Genomic DNA, 21834 nt, shown 5'->3' with positions numbered 1-21834 from the left:
CTCATGAGCACTCAGGTAATCGGCGGCACGGGAGACTCCGGCATGGACCGGCCGGCCTCCCAGGGGCCCGTGCTCGAAGTCCGGAACCTCTGCGTCGACTTCGGCGTGGACAAGAAGTGGGTGCCGGCCGCGATAGACCTCAACTACCAGGTGAACGCCGGTGAAGTACTGGCAATCGTGGGAGAGTCCGGCTCCGGCAAGAGTGCCAGCTCCATGTCCCTGCTCGGGCTCCTGCCCTCGAACAGCCGCGTGACCGGTGACGTGCTGCTCAACGGCAAGTCGGTCCTCACCATGTCGCCCGCCAAGCTGCGGCAGATTCGCGGCAACGACGTCGCCGTCATCTTCCAGGAGCCCATGACCGCCCTCAACCCGGTGTACACCGTCGGGTTCCAGATCGTCGAGACGCTCCGCCTGCACAATGAGATCTCGCCGGACGAGGCGAAGCAGCGCGCCCTGCGCCTGCTGCAGATGGTCGAGCTGCCGGACCCGGACAAGGCATTCCGGTCCTACCCGCACCAATTGTCCGGTGGCCAGCGCCAGCGCGCCATGATCGCGCAGTCCCTCTCCTGTGATCCGAAGCTGCTGATCGCCGATGAGCCGACCACGGCGCTCGACGTCACCGTCCAGGCCGAGATCCTCGACCTCATGCGCAACCTGCGGAACCAGCTCAACAGCGCGATCGTCCTCATCACACACGACATGGGTGTGGTGGCGGACCTCGCGGACCGGATCGCGGTGATGCGCCAGGGGCGCATCGTCGAGACCGGAACGGCCGATGAGATCTTCAATAATCCGCAGCACGAGTACACCAAGGCGCTCCTCGCCGCCGTGCCGCACCTCGGGCAGGGCGACGGGAACGACGACGTCGATATCACCGCCGCGCTCGCCGCGGCCACCCGGACCGAGCTGCAGTCGGTGGACCACGACGAGCTGGAGAGGCGGGAGCAGGAGGTCCTCGCGCAGCTCGCCGTGGACCGGTCCGTCGCCCCACCGACCGCCCAGCCCGTCCTCGAACTCATCGACGTCGCTATCGAATACCCGAAACAGGGGCGCGTGCCCGCGTTCCGAGCGGTGGAGGGCGCCAACCTCACGGTGTATCCCGGACAGGTGATCGGCCTCGTGGGGGAGTCCGGCTCCGGCAAGACGACGATCGGTCGGGCCGCCGTCGGGCTCCTGCCCGTCGCCGCGGGATCGCTGAAGGTCGTCGGCACCGACATCTCCGGATTCCGTCCCTCGTCGAAGGAGCTCGGCGCCGTCCGTCGGCACGTCGGCATGGTGTTCCAGGACCCGTCCTCGTCGCTCAATCCACGGCTCCCGATCGGTGAGAGCATCGGCGAGCCGATGTTTCTCGCCGGCGAGGCCAAGGGCGGGGAGTTGCAGAAGCGCATCGAGACACTCCTCGACCAGGTCGAGCTTCCACGCTCCTACCGCAACAGGTACCCGCACGAACTCTCCGGCGGGCAGAAGCAACGCGTCGGTATCGCCAGGGCCCTGTCGCTCAGGCCCAAGCTGATGGTCGCGGACGAGCCGACCTCCGCACTGGACGTGTCCGTGCAGGCCAAGGTGCTGGAATTGTTCCAGAACCTGCAGCGGGAGCTCGGATTCGCGTGCCTGTTCGTCACGCATGACCTCGCCGTCGTCGATGTGCTCGCGGACTACATCTGCGTCATGAAGCGCGGACGGATCGTCGAGCAGGGCAGTCGCGACCAGATCCTGCGCAGCCCCCGGGACCCGTACACACAGCGGCTGCTGGCAGCAGTTCCGCTCCCTGACCCGACGAAACAGCGGGAGCGTCGCGAGTTGCGCGCAAAGCTCATGGCGACGACCGACTGATCTCCCGTAGAGCGGTGTCGGCACAGCAGACACGCCCGAACCGGGGAGGTAGCCCGTCCTGCGCGGCAGGACGGGCTTCTCCGTGTCCGGCGGACAGGGTAGGAACCCGCTGCCCCGGGCCTCCTCCACGCCCTGTACAGGGCTGAAGACCGATGGCCAGCAGTCGTTACTGAAGCGTGATCAAGCCGCTGAGGTATCGCTGGCGGGCGGAAAGACGGGCGTCGACCCGCGTGGAGTCCCGCCCGGGGCGGGCACCCGCCGACCGGTTGTTCAGGGAAGCAACAAATCGGGCATATGATTCTGCGGTGTGAGTTGGCCCTCGCTATTCGCGGGGCAACCGAACCGGCCACATCAGCGCCGGAAAGACCAATACCTAGGAGGCGGAATGCGTTTTACGCGCAATTCCAAAATGCTCAGCGTCGCGGCCATCGCCGTCCTGTCGCTGAGTGCATGCGGCGGCGGAAGCACTGAATCCAGCACGGGCGGCGGCACCACGGACGCCGTCATCGTGGTGGACGGATCCGAGCCCCAGAACCCGCTGATCCCCACCAGCACCAACGAGGTGGGCGGCGGGGCAATCCTCGACCTCATCTTCGCGGGCCTCGTCAGCTACGACGCAGACGGCAAGCCCGAGAACGAGATGGCCGAGTCCATCGAAACCGAGGACGCGCAGAACTACACGATCACGCTGAAGGAAGGCAAGACCTTCACCAACGGCGACCCCGTCACCGCGAGTTCGTTCGTCGATGCCTGGAACTACGGCGCCGCCGCGAAGAACGCGCAGCTCTCGAGCTACTTCTTCGAGAGCATCGAGGGCTACGACGAGGCCAGCGCCGAGGGCTCCACCGTGGAGACCATGAGCGGCCTCACCGTCGTCGACGACCGCACGTTCACCGTGAAGCTCGCTCAGCCCGAGTCCGACTGGCCGCTGCGCCTGGGCTACAGCGCGTTCTTCCCGCTGCCCGCTGCCGCACTGCAGGATCCCGCCGCCTTCGGCGAGAACCCGATCGGCAACGGCCCGTACAAGTTCGCCTCCGAGGGCGCCTGGCAGCACAACCAGCAGATCGAACTCGTCCCCAACGACGAGTACGAGGGCACGCAGGCGGCGCAGAACGCGGGCGTGACGTTCAAGATCTACCAGAACGACACGACCGCCTACCAGGACCTCATCTCGGACAACCTCGACGTCCTGAAGACGATCCCCACGAGCGATATCAAGAACTTCAAGAACGACCTCGGTGAGCGCTCCATCGAATCGCCGTACGCGGGCAACCAGACCATCGCGATCCCGTATTACCTCCCCAACTGGGACGGCGAGGCCGGCAAGCTCCGCCGCCAGGCGATCTCCATGGCGATCAACCGCGAGGAGATCACGTCGGTGATCTTCAACAACGGCCGCACGCCCGCCAAGGACTTCACCGCACCCGTGCTCGACGGCTACAGCGAGGACCTGCCGGGCAGCGAGAACCTCGAGTACAACCCGGAGAAGGCGAAGCAGCTCTGGGAGGACGCCGAGGAAATCTCGCCGTACGACGAGTCGCAGCCCCTCACCATCGGCTACAACGCCGACAAGGGCGACCACAAGACGTGGGTCGAGGCCGTGGTGAACAACATCAAGAACGACCTCGGCATCGAGGTTGCGGGCAAGCCATACGCGACGTTCAAGGAAGCCCGCACCGAGGCCACGGAGGAAACCCTCACGGGTTCCCTGCGTGCCGGGTGGCAGGCGGACTACCCGTCGCTGTACAACTTCCTCGGACCCATCTACGCAACAGGCGCGGGATCCAACGATGCCCGCTACAGCAATGCCGAGTTCGATCAGGAACTGACCGACGGACTGGCTGCCAGCACCGTCGAGGAGGGCAACGAGGCCATGAACAAGGCCCAGGAGCAGCTCCTCGAGGACCTCCCGGCCATCCCGCTGTGGTACCAGGTCGCCCAGGGCGGCTGGAGCAACAACGTGGACAACGTCGAGTTCGGCTGGAACGGCGTTCCGCTCTACTACGCCATCACCGGCAAGTAACCCCCAGCGGTCGCGGGGCCCGCCCGGCACAGGGCGGGCCCCTTTTCCGTGCTCCAACGAAAAGGTCCAACACCTCATGAGCAACCCCCACTCGCGTCCCGACCGGACGCCCGCAGCACCGGGAGGTAGGCGCTGATGGTCTGGTACATCGTCCGACGCTTCCTGCAGCTGATCCCCGTCTTCCTCGGCGCCACCCTGCTGGTGTACTTCCTCGTCTTCAGCCTTCCCGGTGATGCCACCGCCGCCATCTGCGGTGAGCGCGGCTGCACTCCCGCCGTCGTCGCAGGACTGCGTGAGCAGTACAACCTCGACCAGCCCTTCTGGATCCAGTACCTGCTCTACCTCAAGGGCGTCCTCACCTTCGATCTCGGCGTCAACTTCTCCGGGCGGCCCATCGCCACGATCATCGCCGAGGTCTTCCCGACCACGGCGAAGCTCGCCGTCATGGCCCTCGTCATAGAAGCCTTCTTCGGGATCGTCTTCGGCCTGATCGCAGGCCTCCGCAAGGGGAAGATCTTCGACTCGTCGGTCCTGGTCCTGTCCCTGGTCGTCATCGCCGTACCCATCTTCGTGCTCGGCTTCCTGATGCAGTTCCTGATCGGCGTGAAGCTCCAGTGGACCAACCCCACCGTCAGCGGGAATGCGACCTTCTCGGAGCTGCTCCTGCCGGCCGTGGTCCTCGGACTGGTGTCCTTCGCCTACGTGCTGCGCCTCACCCGCACGAGCATCATCGAGAACGTCAACGCGGACTACGTGCGCACAGCGACGGCCAAGGGCCTCAGCCGCAGGCGTGTCGTCGTCGTGCACGTCCTCCGCAACTCCCTGATCCCCGTCGTCACCTTCCTCGGAGCCGACCTCGGTGCCCTCATGGGCGGCGCGATCGTCACCGAGGGGATCTTCAACGTCAACGGGGTGGGCAACACGCTCTACCGGGCCGTGCTCAACGGTGACGGACCGATGGTCGTCTCGATCGTCACGTTCCTGATCCTCATCTTCTGCCTCGCGAACCTGCTGGTGGATCTCCTGTACGCGTGGCTGGACCCAAGGATTCGATATGCCTGAACCAACATCCCTACCCGCCCCCACCGAGGCGCCAACCCCCATGGCCCGCACCAAGACGTCCGCCTACCCCATCGAGCACTTCGTCGCCGATCCCGACGAGACGCCCGTGCGGGCCACGGACAGCACGGTGTCCGACGCCGCTCCCCGCAGCCTGTGGAGCGAGGCCTGGCGCAGCCTGAGGCGCCAGCCGCTGTTCATCATCAGCGCGGTCCTGATCCTCGCGGTCATCTTCGTGGCGCTGTTCCCGGGCCTCTTCACGAACGAGCCGCCCAACGAGAACTGCCTGCTCGCGAACTCCGACGGCGGGCCCGCCCCCGGGCACCCGCTCGGCTTCACGGTGCAGGGCTGCGACATCCTGTCCCGCGTGGTCCACGGCACGCAGTCATCACTGACCGTCGGACTCTTCGCGACGATCGGCGTCGTCCTGATCGGCGGCCTCATCGGTGCCCTCGCCGGCTTCTTCGGCGGTTGGGTCGATGCCATCCTCGCCCGGGTGGGTGACATCTTCTTCGCGCTGCCGCTGATCCTCGGCGCGATCGTCGTCGTGCAGCTCCCCGTCTTCCAGCAGAACCGTAACGTGTGGACGCTGGTGGTCATCCTCGTCACGTTCGGCTGGCCGCAGATAGCCCGCATCACGCGGGCTGCCGTCATGGAGGTGCGCAACGCGGACTTCGTGACGGCCGCCCGATCACTCGGGGTGTCGCCGCTGGGCGCCCTGGTGAAGCACGTCATCCCGAACGCGCTCGCACCGGTCATCGTCATCGCGACGATCTCCCTCGGCACCTTCATCGTGGCGGAGTCGACGCTGTCGTTCCTGGGGATCGGACTGCCGCCGGACGTCATGTCCTGGGGGAACGACATCTTCTCGGCGAAGCCGTCGCTCCGCAGCAATCCGATGGCCATCTTCTGGCCGGGCCTCGCCCTGTCGATCACCGTTCTGAGCTTCATCATGCTGGGCGATGCCCTGCGTGACGCTCTCGATCCGAAGGCGCGTAAGCGATGAGCAGCAGCATGAGAGATGACACGACCCGGTCCTCGGCGACGCCGGCCACGTCCGACCTGCCGACGCCGCTGCTGGAGCTCCGCGACCTCGCCATCACCTTCTCGACGTCGAACGGGGAGGTCGAGGCGGTGCGGAACGCACATCTCACGGTGATGCCCGGTGAGACCGTCGCGATCGTGGGTGAATCGGGTTCGGGCAAGTCGACGACCGCGCTGGCTGCCATCGGGCTGCTGCCCGCCAACGGGCGCGTCTCGAACGGCAGCATCATCTTCGATGGCGAGGACATCACCTCCGCCTCGGAGAAGCGCATCGTCGAGCTTCGCGGTTCGTCGATCGGCATGGTGCCCCAGGACCCGATGTCCAACCTGAACCCGGTGTGGAAGATCGGATTCCAGGTGAAGGAGACACTGAAGGCCAACGGCCTGCCCAGCGGCACCCAGGACGTGGCGAAGGTGCTCTCGGAAGCGGGACTGCCCGACGCCGAGTCCCGCGCCAACCAGTACCCGCACGAATTCTCGGGCGGTATGCGCCAGCGCGCCCTGATCGCCATAGGCCTGTCCTGCCGCCCCCGCCTGCTCATTGCCGACGAGCCGACATCGGCCCTCGACGTGACCGTGCAGCGGCAGATCCTGGACCACCTCGACACCATGACGGAGGAGCTCGGCACCGCCGTCCTGCTCATCACGCATGACCTCGGGCTCGCCGCCGAGCGCGCCCACAAGGTGATCGTCATGTACAAGGGCCAGGTCGTCGAGGCCGGTCCTGCGCTCGAGCTGTTGACCAACCCGCGCCACCCGTACACACAGAAGCTCGTGGCGTCCGCGCCGTCGATCGCGTCACGGCGCATCGAATCGGCGAAGAGGGCCGGCATCGAGACGAGGGACCTGCTGGCGCCTGCCGTCGTGAAGGCAGCGTCCCTGGACACGGTGATCGAGGTCGAGGACCTGACCAAGGTCTTCAAGATCCGCGGAAGCTGGGGCAGGTCGACCGACTTCACCGCCGTGGACAAAGTGTCCTTCTCGATCGCACGCGGCACCACCACCGCTGTGGTCGGCGAGTCCGGTTCGGGCAAGTCGACCGTCGCGAAGTTGGTCCTCGGACTGGACGGCGCGACGTCGGGCAGTATCCGCTTCGACGGCGTGGATATCACCACGCTCGGACGGAAGGAGATGTTCGACTTCCGGCGCCGCGTGCAACCGATCTTCCAGGACCCCTATGGCTCGCTGGATCCGATGTACAACATCTACCGGACCATCGAGGAGCCGTTGCGCGTGCACGGCATCGGCAACGCGAGGAGTCGCGAGAAGAAGGTCCGTGAGCTGCTCGACCAGGTGGCTCTGCCGTCCGCCACGATGCAGCGCTTCCCGAACGAGCTCTCCGGTGGCCAGCGGCAGCGGGTGGCCATCGCCAGGGCCCTGGCCCTCGATCCGGAGGTGGTCATCTGCGACGAGGCCGTCTCGGCGCTCGATGTGCTGGTGCAGGCGCAGATCCTGAACCTGCTCGCCGACCTGCAGTCCGACCTCGGTCTGAGCTACCTCTTCATCACGCACGACCTCGCGGTGGTCCGCCAGATCGCCGACCACGTGGCCGTCATGGAGAAGGGGAAGCTCGTGGAGCAGGGGACCACCGACGAGGTGTTCGACAACCCTGGAACCGCCTATACGCAGGCCCTGCTGGCAGCGATCCCCGGAGCGGGACTCGTCCTGCCGCCCGAGGTCGCCTGACGCGCGGCCGTCCCTCATCCGGGCGGTGAACCCATAGCTGACGACGGCGGCCCACCTCGCGGAGGGCCGCCGTCGTTGTGCGCCCACAGCGGATTCCGGGCGCCGTCGACAGGTCGCATTAGGTCTGTTTTTATCCAACGTTTAGACTGGAGACAGGGCGTGCAGTGCAGCCGCCGCCACTTTCCCCGCAGCAGATACCGAATTGAGTAATAACGCATGTCTGAAACCACAGGCAATACCGCTGTCCGCAGCGATCTCCGCAACGTAGCCATCGTGGCTCACGTTGACCACGGAAAAACCACCCTGGTCGACGCCATGCTGAAGCAGACCAACTCGTTCGCGGCTCACGGCGATGTAGCCGACCGCGTCATGGACTCCGGTGACCTCGAGCGCGAGAAGGGCATTACCATCCTCGCGAAGAACACCACCGTGTTCTACGACGGTCCCGCAGCCAAGGGCGAGACCATCACCATCAACGTCATCGACACCCCGGGCCACGCCGACTTCGGTGGTGAGGTCGAGCGCGGCCTGTCCATGGTCGATGGCGTCGTGCTGCTCGTCGACGCGTCCGAGGGCCCGCTGCCCCAGACCCGCTTCGTGCTCCGCAAGGCCCTCGCGGCCAAGCTCCCCGTCATCCTGCTGGTCAACAAGACCGACCGCCCGGACTCCCGCATCGAGGAGGTCGTCAGCGAGTCGATGGACCTGCTCCTGGGCCTCGCCTCGGACCTCGCGGACGAGGTTCCCGACCTCGACCTGGACCTGATCCTGAACGTGCCCGTGGTCTACGCCGCAGCGCGCGCCGGTGCCGCGTCGATAGAGCAGCCCGAAGATGGCACCATCCCCGCGAACGACAACCTGGAGCCCCTGTTCCAGACGATCATCGATCACATCCCGGCGCCCCGGTACAACCCGAACGGGGTCCTTCAGGCTCACGTCACCAACTTGGATGCGTCACCGTTCCTCGGCCGGCTCGCCCTCCTGCGCATCTTCAACGGCACCCTCCGCAAGGGCCAGACCGTCGCCTGGGCACGCCAGAACGGCGAGCTGAAGACCGTCAAGATCACCGAGCTCCTCGCCACGAGGGCGCTCGACCGTGTTCCTACCGATTCCGCCGGACCCGGCGAGATCGTCGCGGTCGCCGGTATCGAGGGCATCACCATCGGTGAGACCCTGACCGACGTCGACAATCCCCAGCCCCTGCCCCTGATCACCGTCGACGACCCCGCGATCTCCGTCACCATCGGTATCAACACCTCGCCGCTCGCGGGCAAGGTCAAGGGCGCCAAGGTCACAGCGCGCCAGGTCAAGGACCGCCTCGACAAGGAGCTGGTCGGCAATGTGTCGCTCCGCGTCCTTCCCACCGCCCGCCCCGACGCCTGGGAGGTCCAGGGCCGCGGCGAGCTCGCCCTCGCCATCCTCGTCGAGCAGATGCGCCGCGAAGGATTCGAGCTCACGGTCGGCAAGCCGCAGGTGGTCACCAAGACCATCGACGGCAAGCTCCACGAGCCCATGGAGCACATGACCATCGACGTGCCCGAGGAGTACCTCGGCGGCGTCACCCAGCTCATGGCCGCCCGCAAGGGCCGCATGACCAACATGGCCAACCACGGTACCGGCTGGGTCCGCATGGAATTCATCGTTCCCGCGCGAGGCTTGATCGGTTTCCGCACCCGCTTCCTGACGGACACCCGCGGTGCCGGCATCGCGGCATCGATCTCCGAGGGCTACGAGCCCTGGGCCGGTGACATCGAGTACCGCACCAACGGTTCGATGATCGCGGACCGCGCCGGTGTCGTGACCCCGTTCGCCATGATCAATCTGCAGGAGCGCGGCTCGTTCTTCGTGCAGGCCACCTCCGAGGTGTACGAGGGCATGATCGTCGGCGAGAACTCCCGCGCCGACGACATGGAGGTCAACATCACGAAGGAGAAGAAGCTCACCAATATGCGTGCGGCCTCCTCCGACACCTTCGAGAACCTGACCCCGCCGCGCAACCTGACGCTCGAGGAATCCCTCGAGTTCGCCCGCGAGGACGAATGCGTCGAGGTCACGCCGGAGACCATCCGCATCCGCAAGGTCATCCTGGACGCGAACGAGCGCATGCGCGCCTCCCGTTCGCGCGCCCGCGTGTAACGCCAGCACCACCGTGGCAAACGACGCCGCCGGCACCTTCCCTGCAGGGAAGGGCCGGCGTTCGGCGTTCCCGGCATCGGATGGTTCCGGGAATGGCGGCGCTTCGGCGGGTGCCGCCGTCGCCCAGGAGCTGGTGGGTGACGCTGCTCCCGATTTGGAAGGTAAGGTCCCGGGCGGCCATCACACCGCACGCGGCGCCTCTGCGCCCGGTCGCACAGCGGCGGTGCTCGCCGCCGTGGCCGGAGGTATCGCGGCGGCGATCCTGGGCACCCTGCTGCACGGCCAGTTGCTGCACGTGGGAGTTACGGACGTTCCCGCCGGGGCCCTGGCTGCACTGGTGCTCGCCGGAAGCGTGTTCCTGCTGTGCGGGCTATGGGCGCGGAACGTCACCATCACCGCCGTGGCCGGGGCGGTCGCCTACGGCGTCGTGGCACTGCTCTCGACGTCGTCGAAGACCCTCATCCTCACCGGGTCGTCGGAAGCGGCCCCGGGAACGGCCCTGGCCGGGAACATCTGGCTGTTCGGGGTGCTCGTGGTGACGCTCGGCGCCGTGGTGGTCGGGAGCATCCTGCTGCGTCCGCGGCGGACCTAGGTCGACCACCCTGTATCAGTCGGCCGTGCGGTCCAGATGGTGCGCGAGCATGATCGACGTAGCCGTCCCGTCCTCATCGGGACCACGCCCGGCGTAGTCCTCGAAGACGGCCCGTATGCGGCCCATCATCTCCTCGCGGTTCGCATCGTTGAGCCGGACGCCGAGGCGCCACACATCGATGTCTGACGGCTGCAGGCCCTCGATCTCCTGCAGGAACGTCTCGACCAGGACGGGCGCGGAATTGGGGATGCGGCTGTGCCAGGACAATCCGGTGGCACGGTAGGGAATCTCCTTGGCGCCACGATTGCCTGTCCTGGCGTCTTCGGCGGCGAGGAAGCCGGTGGACAGCAGGGTCCGCACGTGGTGGAGGGCTGTTGCCGGGTTCAGGTCGAGCGTCTCCGCGATCTCCTTGTTGGTCCTCGCCTTGTGGAGGCACAAGCGCAGGATGCGGAGCCGGACAGGGGAGCTGAGCGCCCGTCCGCGGGCCTGGAGGTCCTCGTCTAAGTCCATCCCCCGATTGTACGTGAGCACGACCGATTGATTGACAGGTCCCAACCACTGTGACGGCAAGGGTGGCCACGCCTGATGCGAAGCGTTCGGGCGCCGGCCCTAGGGCGGGGAACGGCGCGGAGTACGGCGCGGAGGCGCAGGTGGGACCGCCTTCGCAGCCGTGATCTCGGTGAGCAGGACGACGTCGTCGCCCCTGCGCGTCCGTACCGTGCACGTGGTCGCATCGAGGGCGATCAGGTTCCCGAGGGAGTCCGTGTAACCGTCGTCGAGACGGCGACGGACCACGACCCTCGTGGTCAGGGGGAGGGACGCGAGGAGGTCGGCGGGGGTCTGCACCCATCAAGGGTAGGCCCGCCGGGCTTCCGGTGGCCGCCCGGCCGACGGTCCTGCTGGGGTGGGCCGTTGCGTTAAGCTGGAGACCGCACCGAGGGTGCGTCAGCGACCCCAGTTCCAAGGAAAGGCGTGGGAAGTGACCTACGTAATTGCGCAGCCGTGCGTGGATGTCAAGGACAAGGCCTGTATCGAGGAGTGTCCTGTCGACTGCATCTACGAGGGCGAACGGTCGCTCTACATCCACCCCGATGAGTGCGTGGACTGCGGGGCGTGCGAGCCCGTGTGCCCGGTCGAGGCGATCTACTACGAGGACGACACCCCCGAGCAGTGGGCCGAGTACTACAAGGCCAATGTGGAGTTCTTCGACGTGCCCGCCCCCACCGGCCCGGCCCTCGGATCACCCGGCGGAGCGGCGAAGGTCGGCAACACGGGCTTCGACCACCCGATCATCGCGGCCCTCCCGCCCCAGAACCAGCCCGCCTAGGTGGCGTCCGGGGAGCCGATGTCCTTCGGCCTGCATCTGCCGGACTACCCGTGGGACGCGATGGCTCCTTATCAGGAGGTTGCCGCCCGGCACGCGGACGGCATCGTCAACCTGTCCATCGGCACACCCGTCGATCCCACGCCCACTCTTATCCGGGACGCGCTCGCCGCAGCCGCGGACGCCCACGGCTACCCGACGACGCACGGTACCCTCGCGTTGCGCAGGGCGATCAGTGACTGGTTCGCGCGCCGCAGGGGAGTGGGCGGACTGGACCCGGACGACATCCTGCCGACTGTCGGGTCCAAGGAACTCGTGGCCTGGATGCCCCTCCTGCTCGGCCTGGGGAAGGGCGACGTCGTCGTGCGCCCGACGGTCGCGTACCCCACCTACGACATCGGTGCCCACCTCGCCGGAGCCACGCCCGTACCCGCCGATTCCCTTGCAGACCTCCCCGAGGACGTCCGCAGCAGGGTGAAGCTGGTCTGGATCAACTCACCGGGCAACCCGACGGGCGACGTGCTCGACGTCGACGGCCTGCGCAGCATCGTCGACGACGCCCGCGCGCTCGGCGCCGTCGTCGCATCGGATGAGTGCTACGGCGAGCTCGGCTGGGATTCCTGGGATCCCGCGCAGGGCGGACGGCCGGTCCCGAGCGTCCTGGACCCCCGGGTCTGCGGAGGCTCGCACCATCTCCTGCTCGCGGTCTACTCGCTGAGCAAGCAGTCCAACCTCGCCGGCTACCGTGCTGCCTTCACGGCAGGAGACCCTGCGATCATCGCCAGTCTCGTCAACTCGCGCAAGCACGCCGGGATGATCGTCCCGTACCCGGTGCAGGAAGCCATGCGCGTGGCCCTCGGGGACGACGCACACGTCGCGGACCAGAAGGACCTGTACCGCCGTCGTCGTGCCCTGCTCATCCCGGCCCTCGAAGCTGCGGGTTTCACGATTCGAGGCTCGGCCGCAGGACTGTATCTCTGGGCGTCGAACGGGCGGCCGACCTGGGACACGATCGGCTGGCTCGCGGATCTCGGGATCCTTGCCGGGCCCGGGGTGTTCTACGGTGACGCCGGAGAGGGCTTCATCCGGGTCGCACTCACGGGCAGCGACGAGAGGATCGAGGCGGCCGTCAGCCGTCTTGCACATGCAGTCCGCTGAAGGGCGCTGGTTTCCTTCCACGGCGAGGGTCAGCAGGATTAGTGGTGGAGGGCTGCCTGACGGTAGCGTTTGACGCTGTATGTGCGATCGCCGGAGTGACGTCTGTCCTCCTGTGTAGCGATGATTCGTGGTGACACCCTCGCTCCAGCTCCTGAAGGAGAATCAATGACAGAGCAGAAAGCTGCCTCCCTGCATTACGACGGCGGGAAGCTCAGCCTGCCGCTGGTGCCCGCTGTCGAAGGCAACAACGGCTACGACGTGTCGAAGCTGCTGAAGCAGACGGGCCAGGTCACCTATGATCCCGGCTTCATGAACACCGCGGCCACCTCGTCCGCGATCACCTATATCGACGGCGATGCCGGCATCCTGCGCTACCGCGGGTACCCGATCGAGGAACTGGCGAAGCACTCCAGCTTCCTCGAGGTCTCCTACCTCCTCATCTACGGGAACCTGCCGACTCCCGAGGAACTCACCGGGTTCGACGGGCGCATCCGCCGCCATACGCTGCTGCACGAGGAGCTCAAGGGTTTCTTCGGTGGCTTCCCCCGGGACGCGCACCCGATGCCCGTGCTGTCCTCGGCCGTCTCGGCGCTGTCCACGTTCTACCAGGACTCGCTCGACCCGTTCGACGACGAGCAGGTGGAGCTGTCGACGTTCCGCCTCATGGCCAAGCTGCCCGTGATCGCGGCCTATGCCCACAAGAAGTCCATCGGCCAGCCGATGCTCTACCCGGACAACTCCATGAACCTCGTGGAGAACTTCCTGCGGCTGTCCTTCGGCCTGCCTGCGGAGCCCTACGACCTCGACCCGATGATGGTCAAGGCCCTGGACCTGCTGCTCATCCTGCACGCGGACCACGAGCAGAACTGTTCGACGTCGACCGTCCGTCTCGTCGGCAGCTCCAACGCGAACATGTTCGCGTCCGTCTCCGCCGGTATCAATGCACTCTTCGGTCCACTGCACGGCGGCGCCAACGAGGCCGTGCTGAACATGCTGCGCGACATCCAGACCAAGGGCATGCAGCCCGAGGACTTCATGGAGAAGGTCAAGAACAAGGAAGACGGCGTGAAGCTCATGGGCTTCGGGCACCGCGTCTACAAGAACTACGACCCGCGCGCGAAGATCGTCAAGGCCACCGCCCACGACATCCTCAACAAGCTCGGTGGGAACGACGAACTGCTCGACATCGCGATGCGGCTCGAGGAGAAGGCGCTCGCCGATGATTACTTCATCGAGCGGAAGCTGTACCCGAACGTGGACTTCTACACGGGCCTCATCTACAAGGCTATGGGCTTCCCGGAGAAGATGTTCACCGTGCTGTTCGCCATCGGTCGGCTGCCGGGCTGGATCGCCCAGTGGCGCGAGATGATGCAGGATCCGCAGACGAAGATCGGCCGTCCGCGCCAGCTATACACGGGTGAGGGAGAACGTCACTACCCCGCCAGCTGATCATCCTGATGATTCCCGTGCTCGAACGACGGCGGCCGCCCACCTTCCCAGGTGGGCGGCCGCCGTCGTCGTGAGGGTGCTAGCTGCTCTGCTCCGTCGCGTACCCCTGCGGGTTGTGCTTCTGCCAGCGCCAGTGATCCTCGCACATCTCGGCGAGCGTGCGGGTCGCGGACCAGCCGAGGTCGGCGAGGGCCGAGGACGGGTCCGCGTAGCTGACGGCCGCGTCACCCGGCCGGCGGGGAGCGAATGCGTAGGGGATGTCCCGGCCGACGGCCGCGGAGAAGGCGGCGAGGACCTCGAGGACGGAGGAGCCGTTGCCGGTTCCGAGGTTCCAGGTGTGCACCCCGCCCTGCCGGACGAGGTAGCCGAGCGCGGCGAGATGGCCTGCGGCGAGGTCGACGACGTGGATGTAGTCGCGGATGCCCGTACCGTCCGGCGTCGGGTAGTCGTTGCCGAACACCATCACCTTCTCGCGCCGGCCCACGGCCACCTGCGCCACGAAGGGCAGGAGGTTGTTCGGGGTGCCGGTGGGATCCTCACCGATGGTGCCGGAGGAATGCGCGCCCACGGGATTGAAGTAGCGCAGCAGGGCGATGCTCCAGCGCGGATCCGCCGCTCCGAGGTCGGTCAGGATGTCCTCGATCTGTTCCTTTGTGCGGCCGTAGGGATTGACGGCGTCGAGCGGGAGCTTCTCCGTGAGGGGGACTTCCTCCGACGCCCCGTAGACGGTGGCGGAGGAGCTGAAGACGAGGGTGCGGACATCGGCATCGTCCATCACGCGCAGCAGGTTCAGGGTGCCGCCGACATTGTTGTGGTAGTAGTACAGCGGCTGCTCGACGGATTCTCCGACCGCCTTGAGGCCGGCGAAGTGGATGACGGCGTCCACCTTCTCCTCGGCGAAGATCTCCCGGAGCCGGGCCTCGTCGAGGAGGTCGGCCTTGTGGAACGTCGGCGTGCGGCCCGCGAGTGTCGCAACGCGCTGCAGCGACGTCTCGGTCGAGTTCAGCAGGTTGTCGACGACGACGACGTCATGGCCGCTGTCGAGGAGGGTGAGGACGGTATGGGAGCCGATGTAGCCACTGCCACCGGTAACGAGGATCTTCATGGTCCCATCCTAGGCGGGGGCCCTTCCAGCCCCGCAGAACGACGCATCGAATCGCTGTCCGACCTCTGGAGCGCCGTCGGTCCGAGGTCTAAGGTAGGAGCAGCCTGACTGGTGCGAAGGAGGCCCATGTCGTACTCCGAATCCCGCTACAGCGCGTACTTCACCGTCGATACTTCGGAAGTACTGCTCGTGGCGCTCTACCTGCGGGACTGCGCGGGATTACGGGGAATCGGCAGGCCGGCACTGCCGCCCGTCATCCCCGCGGTCCGCACCGTCGACACGCGGCGCCTCACGGATCCCTTCGGTGGATCGGCAGCCTTGCGGGTCGAGTGGGAAGCCTGGTGGCACGGTCTCATCGGTCGCCGGATCAGCGAGGCCGTCCTTCCCGTTCCGCCGCTGTTCGAGGCGCTCGACGGCATGGAGGCCCTTAAGGCACTGCTGAGGGCGCATTTCGGTGCGGCCATGGACTGGGCGGAGGAGAGGTGCGCCGAGTATGCCCTGCACGCCGGGGCGCGCGGCGTCGGCAGCATGGAGTATCTCCTGGCACGCATCATCGAGGAACGGGAGCTCGAACTGGGCCGCGCGGCACGCCGCTTCAGCCTGCAGGTCGTCGAACTGCCGCTGGGTGTCCGCCGTGCCTGGTGGGTCGAGCCGGGAACACTCCTGATGTGCCAGGAACTGTTCGACGACGAGCGCTCCTTCCGCAGTTATGTGGAGCCCGTCGTCAAAATGCTGGCGTGACCGTCGACGCCAGGTGGTATCAGGGCGTTGCGCCCGCGACGGCGATCGTCAGGGTGCCGGGTTCGGTCGTCGTCGAGGTCCAGCCGCCGTCCGCCCGCGCCCATTCCAGCCCGGAGTAGGACACGGTGGTGATGTGCAGCGCGGAGGCGTTCGCCACGGCCCACTGAGCGGCTGCCCATCCGAGCGTCCCCGTGACGTCCATGGTCAGGCGGGTACCGTCGGCAGCGCCCCCCAGCGGTCCGAAGACCTCGTCGGCGGCGATCGAAACGGCCAACGCGTCGCCCGTGCCTGTCGGTTCGCGGAGTGTGCAGTCGAGCGCAGCGGGGGAGTTACCCGTCAGCGCGGACGCGAAGGCGCGGCCCTCCGGCTCGTGATCGGCGTAGGCCTGCGGGAACGCCGACCGCTGGACGGTCTGCGCCGCCTCCGTGATAGGGAGCGACTCATAGTCCGGGACCTCGACCAGCGCGTCGTAGAAGGCGCCCGTGGCATACAGGGGTGTCATGATCTGCTCCTGCGTGCCCCATCCCTGGGATGGACGCTGCTGGAACAGGCCGCGGGAGTCCGGACCGGCGTCGTCGCCGTAGTCGATGTTCTCCAGCCGCGATTCCTGGATAGCGGTTGCTATGGCGATCGACGCGGCGCGGGCAGGCAGCCCGCGGTTGACGGCAACTCCCGAGATGAGTGCCGCGTTGCCCGCCTGCGTCGGGGTGAGCTCGAACGTGTTGGCGCCCACGGTGGCGCTGCAGCGTTCGCGCACCAGCACCTCGCTCTGGTCGAGCTGCTGCACGGCGACGACGGACCCGCCCACGACCACGACGCCCAGCGCCGCGAGCATGGCTGCTGTCCGGACGCGGCGGCGACGGACTGCAACGGAAGGACGGGAGGATGCCATGCGCTAGTTGGCGTGCAGGGCCGGATTCAGGGAGATGCCCTCCCCCGTCCGCGGACGTGCCTCAACAGCCCCGGTGGTCGAATTGCGGAGGAACAGGATGCCGGATTCACCCGAGAGGTCCTTGGCCTTGACGACCGAACCGTCCTTCAGGGTCACCTTCGTCCCCGCGGTCAGGTACAGGCCCGCCTCGACCACGCAGTCGTCACCGAGGGAGATGCCGACGCCGGACTCGGCGCCGAGCAGGCAGCGCTCGCCGATGGTGATGCGTTCCTTCCCACCGCCCGACAGTGTGCCCATGATCGAGGCACCGCCGCCGACGTCGGAGCCGTTTCCGACGACGACGCCTGCCGAGATGCGGCCCTCGACCATCGAGTGGCCGAGGGTGCCCGCATTGAAGTTGACGAAACCCTCGTGCATGACGGTGGTGCCATCGGCGAGGTGGGCACCGAGGCGAACGCGGTCGGCGTCGGCGATGCGCACTCCGGCCGGAACCACGTAGTCCACCATGCGGGGGAACTTGTCGACGCCGTGGACGGCAACCGGTCCACGGGCGCGCAGCGCTGCGCGGACGGTCTCGAAACCCTCGACCGGCGTCGGTCCGAAGTTCGTCCAGACGACATTGGCGAGGAGGCCGAAGACGCCGTCGAGGTTGATGGTGTTGGGCTGCACGAGCCGGTGGGAGAGGAGGTGGAGCCTGAGGTAGGCATCCTCCGTGCCGGCCGGCGCTTCGTCGGGGTCGATGGTCAGGTCCACGACCCGCTGGGTGACCTTCCGGTACTCGTCCGCTCCGGAGGCGGCGAGGCCGTCCAGGGTTTTGCGGAGCCCATCACGGCCGTCGGGGCCCAGCGTATCCTCGCCGAGCCATGGCGCAGGAAACCAGGTGTCCAGGACCGCTCCGGTGGAAGACACCGTGGCGAGGCCCAGGCCACCAGCCGTCCGCTGGGAGTCGCCGGGCATGGATGAGCTGGGCGTGGGAGAAGTCATGGGTAGCAGTCTACCGAGCGATAGTGTTGCAGCATGATTCAGACACCCGCCCCTGCGCTCGATCTGACATCCGACGTGGCCCACCTGACGGCCCGGCTCCTCGACCTCGAGAGCGTCTCAGGGCACGAGGCGGGAATAGCCGACGCCATCGAAAGCGCCCTTCGGCGCCTCGACCATCTCGAGGTGGTCCGCAACGGCGACTGCGTCATGGCGCGGACGATGCTGGGTCGGAGCGAGCGCGTCATCCTGGCCGGACACATCGACACCGTTCCGTTGCCGACGGCCGCCGGATCCCGCGGCACCGTCCCGTCGACGTGGGAGGGCGAGACTCTGTTCGGCAGGGGTGCAACCGACATGAAGGGCGGCGTCGCGGTCCAGCTCGCGCTTGCGGCTGCTCTGACCGAGCCGACCCGGGACATCACGTTCATCTTCTACGACCACGAGGAGGTCGAGGCGTCGCTCAGCGGCCTCGGGCGCGTTGCCCACTCCCACCCTGAATGGCTGGAAGCGGACTTCGCCGTGCTGCTGGAGCCGACGGACGGGACCGTGGAGGGCGGCTGCAACGGAACGGCCCGCTTCGAGGTGCGCATCACCGGCAAGGCGTCCCACTCCGCCCGTGCCTGGATGGGCGTGAATGCGATCCACGCAGCAGCCGACGTGCTGGTGCGGCTGCGCGACCACCAGCCGGCCACCGTCCACGTCGACGGCCTGGACTACCGTGAGAGCCTCAACGCCGTGAAGGTCACCGGCGGAACGGCCGGCAACGTGATCCCGGACAGTACCGTCATCGAGGTCAACTACCGCTTCGCCCCCGACAAGACCCCCGAGCAGGCCGAGGAGTACGTGCGGGCGCTGCTCGAAGGATTCGACGTCGAGCGGACCGATGCCGCCGCCGGTGCCCGGCCGGGCCTCCAGCACCCTGCGGCCGCCGCCTTCGTCGCGGCCGTCGGCGCGGAGCCGAAGCCCAAGTACGGCTGGACCGACGTCGCGCGCTTCAGTGCCCTCGGCGTTCCTGCGGTCAATTTCGGCCCGGGCGATGCATTGCTCGCTCACACCGACGACGAGCATGTCCATGCCGACGCCGTCCGTGCCTGCCTTCAGGCGCTCGTGACCTGGCTGTCCTGACGCCGCTGTCCTGACGCCGCTGTCCTGATCAGGCGGATCTGGACGTGCCGGCGCTGGCCCGGCAATCCTGAACCGGCGGTCCTGACCCGCACGGCCGGCCTCCGTCCGACGGCGAAGGGACCCGGCGATCTGCCGGGTCCCTTCGTCGTCGTGCCGTGCCGTGCCGGAACTCAGGTAGCGGCCGGGGTCAGGACGATGGGGTCCTTGGGTGATGGCCTGCGGCCCTTCGTCCTGAAGCTCAGGAGGACCGACAGTCGAGTCGCGAGCGTGGACAGGGCGAAGTTGATGACGATGAAGATCGCCGCGGCGACGAACAGTGACGGGATGACATTGCCCTCGCCCACGCCGAGGCGCCGCGTGAACTGCAGCAGCTCGGGATAGGTGATGATGAAGCCGAGCGCAGAGTCCTTGAGGATGACCACGAACTGGCTGATCAGGGCCGGCAGCATCGCGATCAGAGCCTGCGGTACCTCGATGTTGCGTAACGACTGGTTCCTCGTGAGGCCGATGGCCATGCCGGCCTCTCGCTGGCCCTTGGGGAGGCCGTGGACGCCGGAGCGCACGAGCTCGGCGATCACCGATCCGTTGTAGAGCGTCAGGGCGATGACGACGGCGATCAGCGGAGCATTCTGCGGCTGCACGGCACCCGAACTGCCGAGGGCCAGCCAGAAGAAGATCATCATGAGCAGCACCGGAACGGCCCTCAGTACCTCGACGACCAGGCCGGAGACGTAACGGATGGGTGCCGAGTGGGACAGCCGCCCCACGCCGAAGATGAGACCGAACACGACGGCCGTGACGATGGAGATGCCGGCAGCCTTCAGCGTGTTGAGCAGTCCGGGCAGGATGAAGAACTGCCAGGTCCGGGACTCGAGGAAGGGCGTCCACATGCTGGCCGCGAGCTGGCCCTTGCCTGCCAGCGCCGAGATGATCCAGGCGAGGATGGCGAGGACGATCAGGACGCCGACGATGTTGCTGATCAGGATGATTCGCCGGGCTTTGGGGCCCGGGGCGTCGAAGAGGACCTGCTGCGCGCTCATCGTGCCACCGCCAGTCTGCGTGAGGCCCACGTGGTGAGCAGTCCGATGGGGATCACAAGGATGACGAAACCGAGGGCGAAGGTGAGGAAGATGGGAACCACGAGGTCCGAGCGGAACTCGATCATGGTCTTCATGAGGCCCGAGGATTCCGTGGCCACGGACCCTGCCGCGGCGACGGTCGAATTCTTGATGAGGGCGATCAGCACGTTTCCGAGTGGCGCGATCGCGCCGCGGAAAGCCTGGGGCAGGATGATCAGGCGGGCAGCCGGCAGGAAGCTCAGGCCGATCGCCCGGGCCGCTTCCGCCTGGCCGAGCGGGACGGTGTTGACGCCGCTGCGGATGGCTTCGCAGACGAAGGCCGCGTGGTAGAGCGCGAGCCCGACGATGGCGATCCTGAACAGGCTGACGGTGAGATCACTCGCGAGGCTGATCTGCATCACGGAGAACAATCCGAGGAAGCCGAACGCGAGGATGATAGTCAGCGGCGTGTTGCGGAAGATGTTCACATAGGCGGCCCCGAAGAGCTGCAGGCTCGGGATCGGGGAGATGCGGAACAGTGCCAGCACCGTGCCGATGACGAGCGCGAAGATCGCCGCCCAGAATGACAGCTGGATATTGACCCAGAACGCAGCGGGCACGTCATAGGTCTGGAACAGCGACAGGTAGTTCTCCACGGTTCACCTCTTTCCTGGTGGGGAACATGGCATTGGTGGGGTGGTCCGCGCGGACCACCCCACCAATGAGGGCGATGCTAGGCGCAGGGCGCGGGTGTCGGCGGGTTCAGTTCCGCGTTGAAGGTGTAATCGGCACCCTCGGTGTTGCTGGTGATCGCCTCGTCCCACGCGCCGTCGTCGATCATCTTGGTGATGGCTTCGTTGACGGCTTCGCAGCGGTCGCTGCCCTTGGGCAGGCCGACGCCGTAGTTCTCCTCCGAGAAGGTGTTGCCGACGACCTTGAACTTGCCGGCATTGGCTTCCTGGGCCGCGAGACCGGCCAGGATGATGTCATCGGTGGTGACGGCGTCGATCTGCCCGCCGCCCATGGCGGTGACGCACTCGGCGTAGCCGGGCTGCTCGACGAGCTGCACACCCGGGTACTGGTCCTTGATCTTCTGTGCGGAGGTGGAGCCGGTGACCGAGCAGAGGTTCTTGCCCTCGAGGTCCTCGGGGCCGGCGATGTCGCTGTCGGTGGGAACGAGGAGGTCCTGGCCGGCGACGAAGTACGGCCCCGCGAAGTCGACGACCTCCTTGCGGGTATCCGTGATGGAGTAGGTGGCGAAGATCATGTCGACCTGGTTGTTCGACAGCAGGTTCTCACGGTTGGCGGAAGGGGCCTCGACCCACTCGATGTTCTCCTCGGTGACTCCGAGTTCGTTGGCAACGTACTTGGCGACGTCGACGTCGAAGCCGGAGTAGGACCCGCCCTCGTCGTAGCCGAGTCCCGGCTGGTCGAACTTGATGCCGATGCGGAGGCTCTCGCCGCCGGCTTCGGCGCTGCTTCCGCTTTCGCTTTCGGCGCTGTCTCCGCCACCACAGGCGGACAGTGTCAGTGCGGCCACTGCGGCCAGTGCGGCTGCTGCGTATCGGGTCTTCTGCATTGGTTCTCCTTGTGTTGCGGCCTCGCGAAGGCCTCTTGGAGGCGAGTCG

General features: G+C 66.9%; 20 protein-coding genes. 12 read left to right on the top strand and 8 right to left on the bottom strand.

Going from position 1 to position 21834, the window contains the following annotated elements; genetic code table 11:
• Positions 1-42: 42 nt before the first annotated feature.
• The 7 genes from D6T63_RS12675 (at position 43) to D6T63_RS12645 (ending at position 10370) form a co-directional block, all read left to right on the top strand.
• Positions 43-1833: an ABC transporter ATP-binding protein gene (locus tag D6T63_RS12675; RefSeq protein ID WP_235830747.1), complete on the top strand. Its 1791-nt coding sequence runs from the start codon at positions 43-45 to the stop codon at positions 1831-1833.
• A gap of 385 nt (positions 1834-2218) precedes the next feature.
• Positions 2219-3856, top strand: a complete 1638-nt coding sequence (locus tag D6T63_RS12670) for a peptide ABC transporter substrate-binding protein (RefSeq protein ID WP_120149408.1) — start codon at positions 2219-2221, stop codon at positions 3854-3856.
• A gap of 135 nt (positions 3857-3991) precedes the next feature.
• On the top strand, positions 3992-4918 hold the full coding sequence (locus D6T63_RS12665; protein ID WP_120149407.1) for an ABC transporter permease: 927 nt from the start codon (positions 3992-3994) through the stop codon (positions 4916-4918).
• 40 nt (positions 4919-4958) lie between these two features.
• On the top strand, positions 4959-5921 hold the full coding sequence (locus D6T63_RS12660; protein WP_120149406.1) for an ABC transporter permease: 963 nt from the start codon (positions 4959-4961) through the stop codon (positions 5919-5921).
• 8 nt (positions 5922-5929) lie between these two features.
• Positions 5930-7645 carry a dipeptide ABC transporter ATP-binding protein gene (locus tag D6T63_RS12655; RefSeq protein WP_120149405.1) on the top strand — a complete coding sequence of 572 codons (1716 nt, stop codon included), beginning with the start codon at positions 5930-5932 and terminating at the stop codon, positions 7643-7645.
• A gap of 216 nt (positions 7646-7861) precedes the next feature.
• Entirely contained in the window at positions 7862-9778 is a 1917-nt protein-coding gene (gene typA / locus D6T63_RS12650; RefSeq protein WP_120149404.1) for a translational GTPase TypA, read from the top strand.
• Between the two features lie 13 nt (positions 9779-9791).
• Positions 9792-10370: a hypothetical protein gene (locus D6T63_RS12645; protein WP_120149403.1), complete on the top strand. Its 579-nt coding sequence runs from the start codon at positions 9792-9794 to the stop codon at positions 10368-10370.
• A 15-nt stretch (positions 10371-10385) separates the two neighbouring features.
• Here the strand turns inward: D6T63_RS12645 and D6T63_RS12640 are convergent, their stop codons facing one another.
• On the bottom strand, positions 10386-10880 hold the full coding sequence (locus D6T63_RS12640) for an ArsR/SmtB family transcription factor (RefSeq protein ID WP_120149546.1): 495 nt from the start codon (positions 10878-10880) through the stop codon (positions 10386-10388).
• Between the two features lie 99 nt (positions 10881-10979).
• On the bottom strand, positions 10980-11216 hold the full coding sequence (locus tag D6T63_RS12635) for a putative acetyltransferase (RefSeq protein ID WP_120149402.1): 237 nt from the start codon (positions 11214-11216) through the stop codon (positions 10980-10982).
• A 133-nt stretch (positions 11217-11349) separates the two neighbouring features.
• Here D6T63_RS12635 and fdxA point away from each other — a divergent pair, with 133 nt between their 5' ends.
• The 3 genes from fdxA to D6T63_RS12620 all read left to right on the top strand — a co-directional run bounded on the left by fdxA (position 11350) and on the right by D6T63_RS12620 (position 14301).
• Entirely contained in the window at positions 11350-11697 is a 348-nt protein-coding gene (fdxA, locus tag D6T63_RS12630) for a ferredoxin (protein ID WP_120149401.1), read from the top strand.
• An 18-nt stretch (positions 11698-11715) separates the two neighbouring features.
• Complete coding sequence (gene dapC, locus D6T63_RS12625) at positions 11716-12852, top strand: succinyldiaminopimelate transaminase (protein ID WP_120149400.1); 1137 nt, start codon at positions 11716-11718, stop codon at positions 12850-12852.
• Positions 12853-13017: 165 nt separating this feature from the next.
• Positions 13018-14301, top strand: coding sequence for a citrate synthase (locus D6T63_RS12620; protein ID WP_120149399.1), 1284 nt, complete (start codon positions 13018-13020; stop codon positions 14299-14301).
• Positions 14302-14380: 79 nt separating this feature from the next.
• On the opposite strand, the gene galE is transcribed toward D6T63_RS12620, so the two are convergent.
• Positions 14381-15406: a UDP-glucose 4-epimerase GalE gene (gene galE / locus D6T63_RS12615; RefSeq protein ID WP_120149398.1), complete on the bottom strand. Its 1026-nt coding sequence runs from the start codon at positions 15404-15406 to the stop codon at positions 14381-14383.
• A gap of 126 nt (positions 15407-15532) precedes the next feature.
• Here galE and D6T63_RS12610 point away from each other — a divergent pair, with 126 nt between their 5' ends.
• Complete coding sequence (locus D6T63_RS12610) at positions 15533-16147, top strand: hypothetical protein (RefSeq protein WP_120149397.1); 615 nt, start codon at positions 15533-15535, stop codon at positions 16145-16147.
• A gap of 19 nt (positions 16148-16166) precedes the next feature.
• On the opposite strand, the gene D6T63_RS12605 is transcribed toward D6T63_RS12610, so the two are convergent.
• Positions 16167-17039: a hypothetical protein gene (locus tag D6T63_RS12605; protein WP_235830731.1), complete on the bottom strand. Its 873-nt coding sequence runs from the start codon at positions 17037-17039 to the stop codon at positions 16167-16169.
• Positions 17040-17042: 3 nt separating this feature from the next.
• Positions 17043-18023 (bottom strand): 2,3,4,5-tetrahydropyridine-2,6-dicarboxylate N-succinyltransferase, encoded by a 981-nt coding sequence (gene dapD, locus D6T63_RS12600; protein ID WP_120149395.1) that lies wholly within the window; start codon positions 18021-18023, stop codon positions 17043-17045.
• 33 nt (positions 18024-18056) lie between these two features.
• On the opposite strand from dapD, the gene dapE reads away from it, so the two are divergent.
• Complete coding sequence (dapE, locus tag D6T63_RS12595) at positions 18057-19148, top strand: succinyl-diaminopimelate desuccinylase (RefSeq protein WP_120149394.1); 1092 nt, start codon at positions 18057-18059, stop codon at positions 19146-19148.
• Positions 19149-19318: 170 nt separating this feature from the next.
• Here dapE and D6T63_RS12590 read toward each other — a convergent pair whose 3' ends face one another.
• The 3 genes from D6T63_RS12590 to D6T63_RS12580 all read right to left on the bottom strand — a co-directional run bounded on the left by D6T63_RS12590 (position 19319) and on the right by D6T63_RS12580 (position 21785).
• Positions 19319-20188 (bottom strand): amino acid ABC transporter permease, encoded by an 870-nt coding sequence (locus D6T63_RS12590; RefSeq protein WP_120149545.1) that lies wholly within the window; start codon positions 20186-20188, stop codon positions 19319-19321.
• Complete coding sequence (locus tag D6T63_RS12585; RefSeq protein WP_120149393.1) at positions 20185-20862, bottom strand: amino acid ABC transporter permease; 678 nt, start codon at positions 20860-20862, stop codon at positions 20185-20187. Before D6T63_RS12585 ends, D6T63_RS12590 begins: the two co-directional genes overlap by 4 nt.
• Before the next feature lie 77 nt (positions 20863-20939).
• Complete coding sequence (locus tag D6T63_RS12580) at positions 20940-21785, bottom strand: glutamate ABC transporter substrate-binding protein (RefSeq protein ID WP_120149392.1); 846 nt, start codon at positions 21783-21785, stop codon at positions 20940-20942.
• Between the last annotated feature and the right edge of the window lie 49 nt (positions 21786-21834).

This window comes from Arthrobacter cheniae, from assembly GCF_003602275.1.
Taxonomy (GTDB): Bacteria; Actinomycetota; Actinomycetes; order Actinomycetales; family Micrococcaceae; genus Arthrobacter_D; species Arthrobacter_D cheniae.
The sequence above is the reverse complement of the archived record's forward strand: the minus strand, read 5'-3'. Positions and strand labels throughout refer to the sequence as shown.

Coding starts and splice junctions, on each gene's coding strand:
- D6T63_RS12675 (WP_235830747.1), top strand. CDS start 43: ATGGACCGGCCGGCCTCCCAGGGGCCCGTGCTCGAAGTCCGGAACCTC.
- D6T63_RS12670 (WP_120149408.1), top strand. CDS start 2,219: ATGCGTTTTACGCGCAATTCCAAAATGCTCAGCGTCGCGGCCATCGCC.
- D6T63_RS12665 (WP_120149407.1), top strand. CDS start 3,992: ATGGTCTGGTACATCGTCCGACGCTTCCTGCAGCTGATCCCCGTCTTC.
- D6T63_RS12660 (WP_120149406.1), top strand. CDS start 4,959: ATGGCCCGCACCAAGACGTCCGCCTACCCCATCGAGCACTTCGTCGCC.
- D6T63_RS12655 (WP_120149405.1), top strand. CDS start 5,930: ATGAGAGATGACACGACCCGGTCCTCGGCGACGCCGGCCACGTCCGAC.
- typA (WP_120149404.1), top strand. CDS start 7,862: ATGTCTGAAACCACAGGCAATACCGCTGTCCGCAGCGATCTCCGCAAC.
- D6T63_RS12640 (WP_120149546.1), bottom strand. CDS start 10,880: ATGGACTTAGACGAGGACCTCCAGGCCCGCGGACGGGCGCTCAGCTCC.
- dapC (WP_120149400.1), top strand. CDS start 11,716: ATGTCCTTCGGCCTGCATCTGCCGGACTACCCGTGGGACGCGATGGCT.
- D6T63_RS12620 (WP_120149399.1), top strand. CDS start 13,018: ATGACAGAGCAGAAAGCTGCCTCCCTGCATTACGACGGCGGGAAGCTC.
- galE (WP_120149398.1), bottom strand. CDS start 15,406: ATGAAGATCCTCGTTACCGGTGGCAGTGGCTACATCGGCTCCCATACC.
- D6T63_RS12610 (WP_120149397.1), top strand. CDS start 15,533: ATGTCGTACTCCGAATCCCGCTACAGCGCGTACTTCACCGTCGATACT.
- D6T63_RS12605 (WP_235830731.1), bottom strand. CDS start 17,039: ATGGCATCCTCCCGTCCTTCCGTTGCAGTCCGTCGCCGCCGCGTCCGG.
- dapD (WP_120149395.1), bottom strand. CDS start 18,023: ATGACTTCTCCCACGCCCAGCTCATCCATGCCCGGCGACTCCCAGCGG.
- dapE (WP_120149394.1), top strand. CDS start 18,057: ATGATTCAGACACCCGCCCCTGCGCTCGATCTGACATCCGACGTGGCC.
- D6T63_RS12590 (WP_120149545.1), bottom strand. CDS start 20,188: ATGAGCGCGCAGCAGGTCCTCTTCGACGCCCCGGGCCCCAAAGCCCGG.
- D6T63_RS12580 (WP_120149392.1), bottom strand. CDS start 21,785: ATGCAGAAGACCCGATACGCAGCAGCCGCACTGGCCGCAGTGGCCGCA.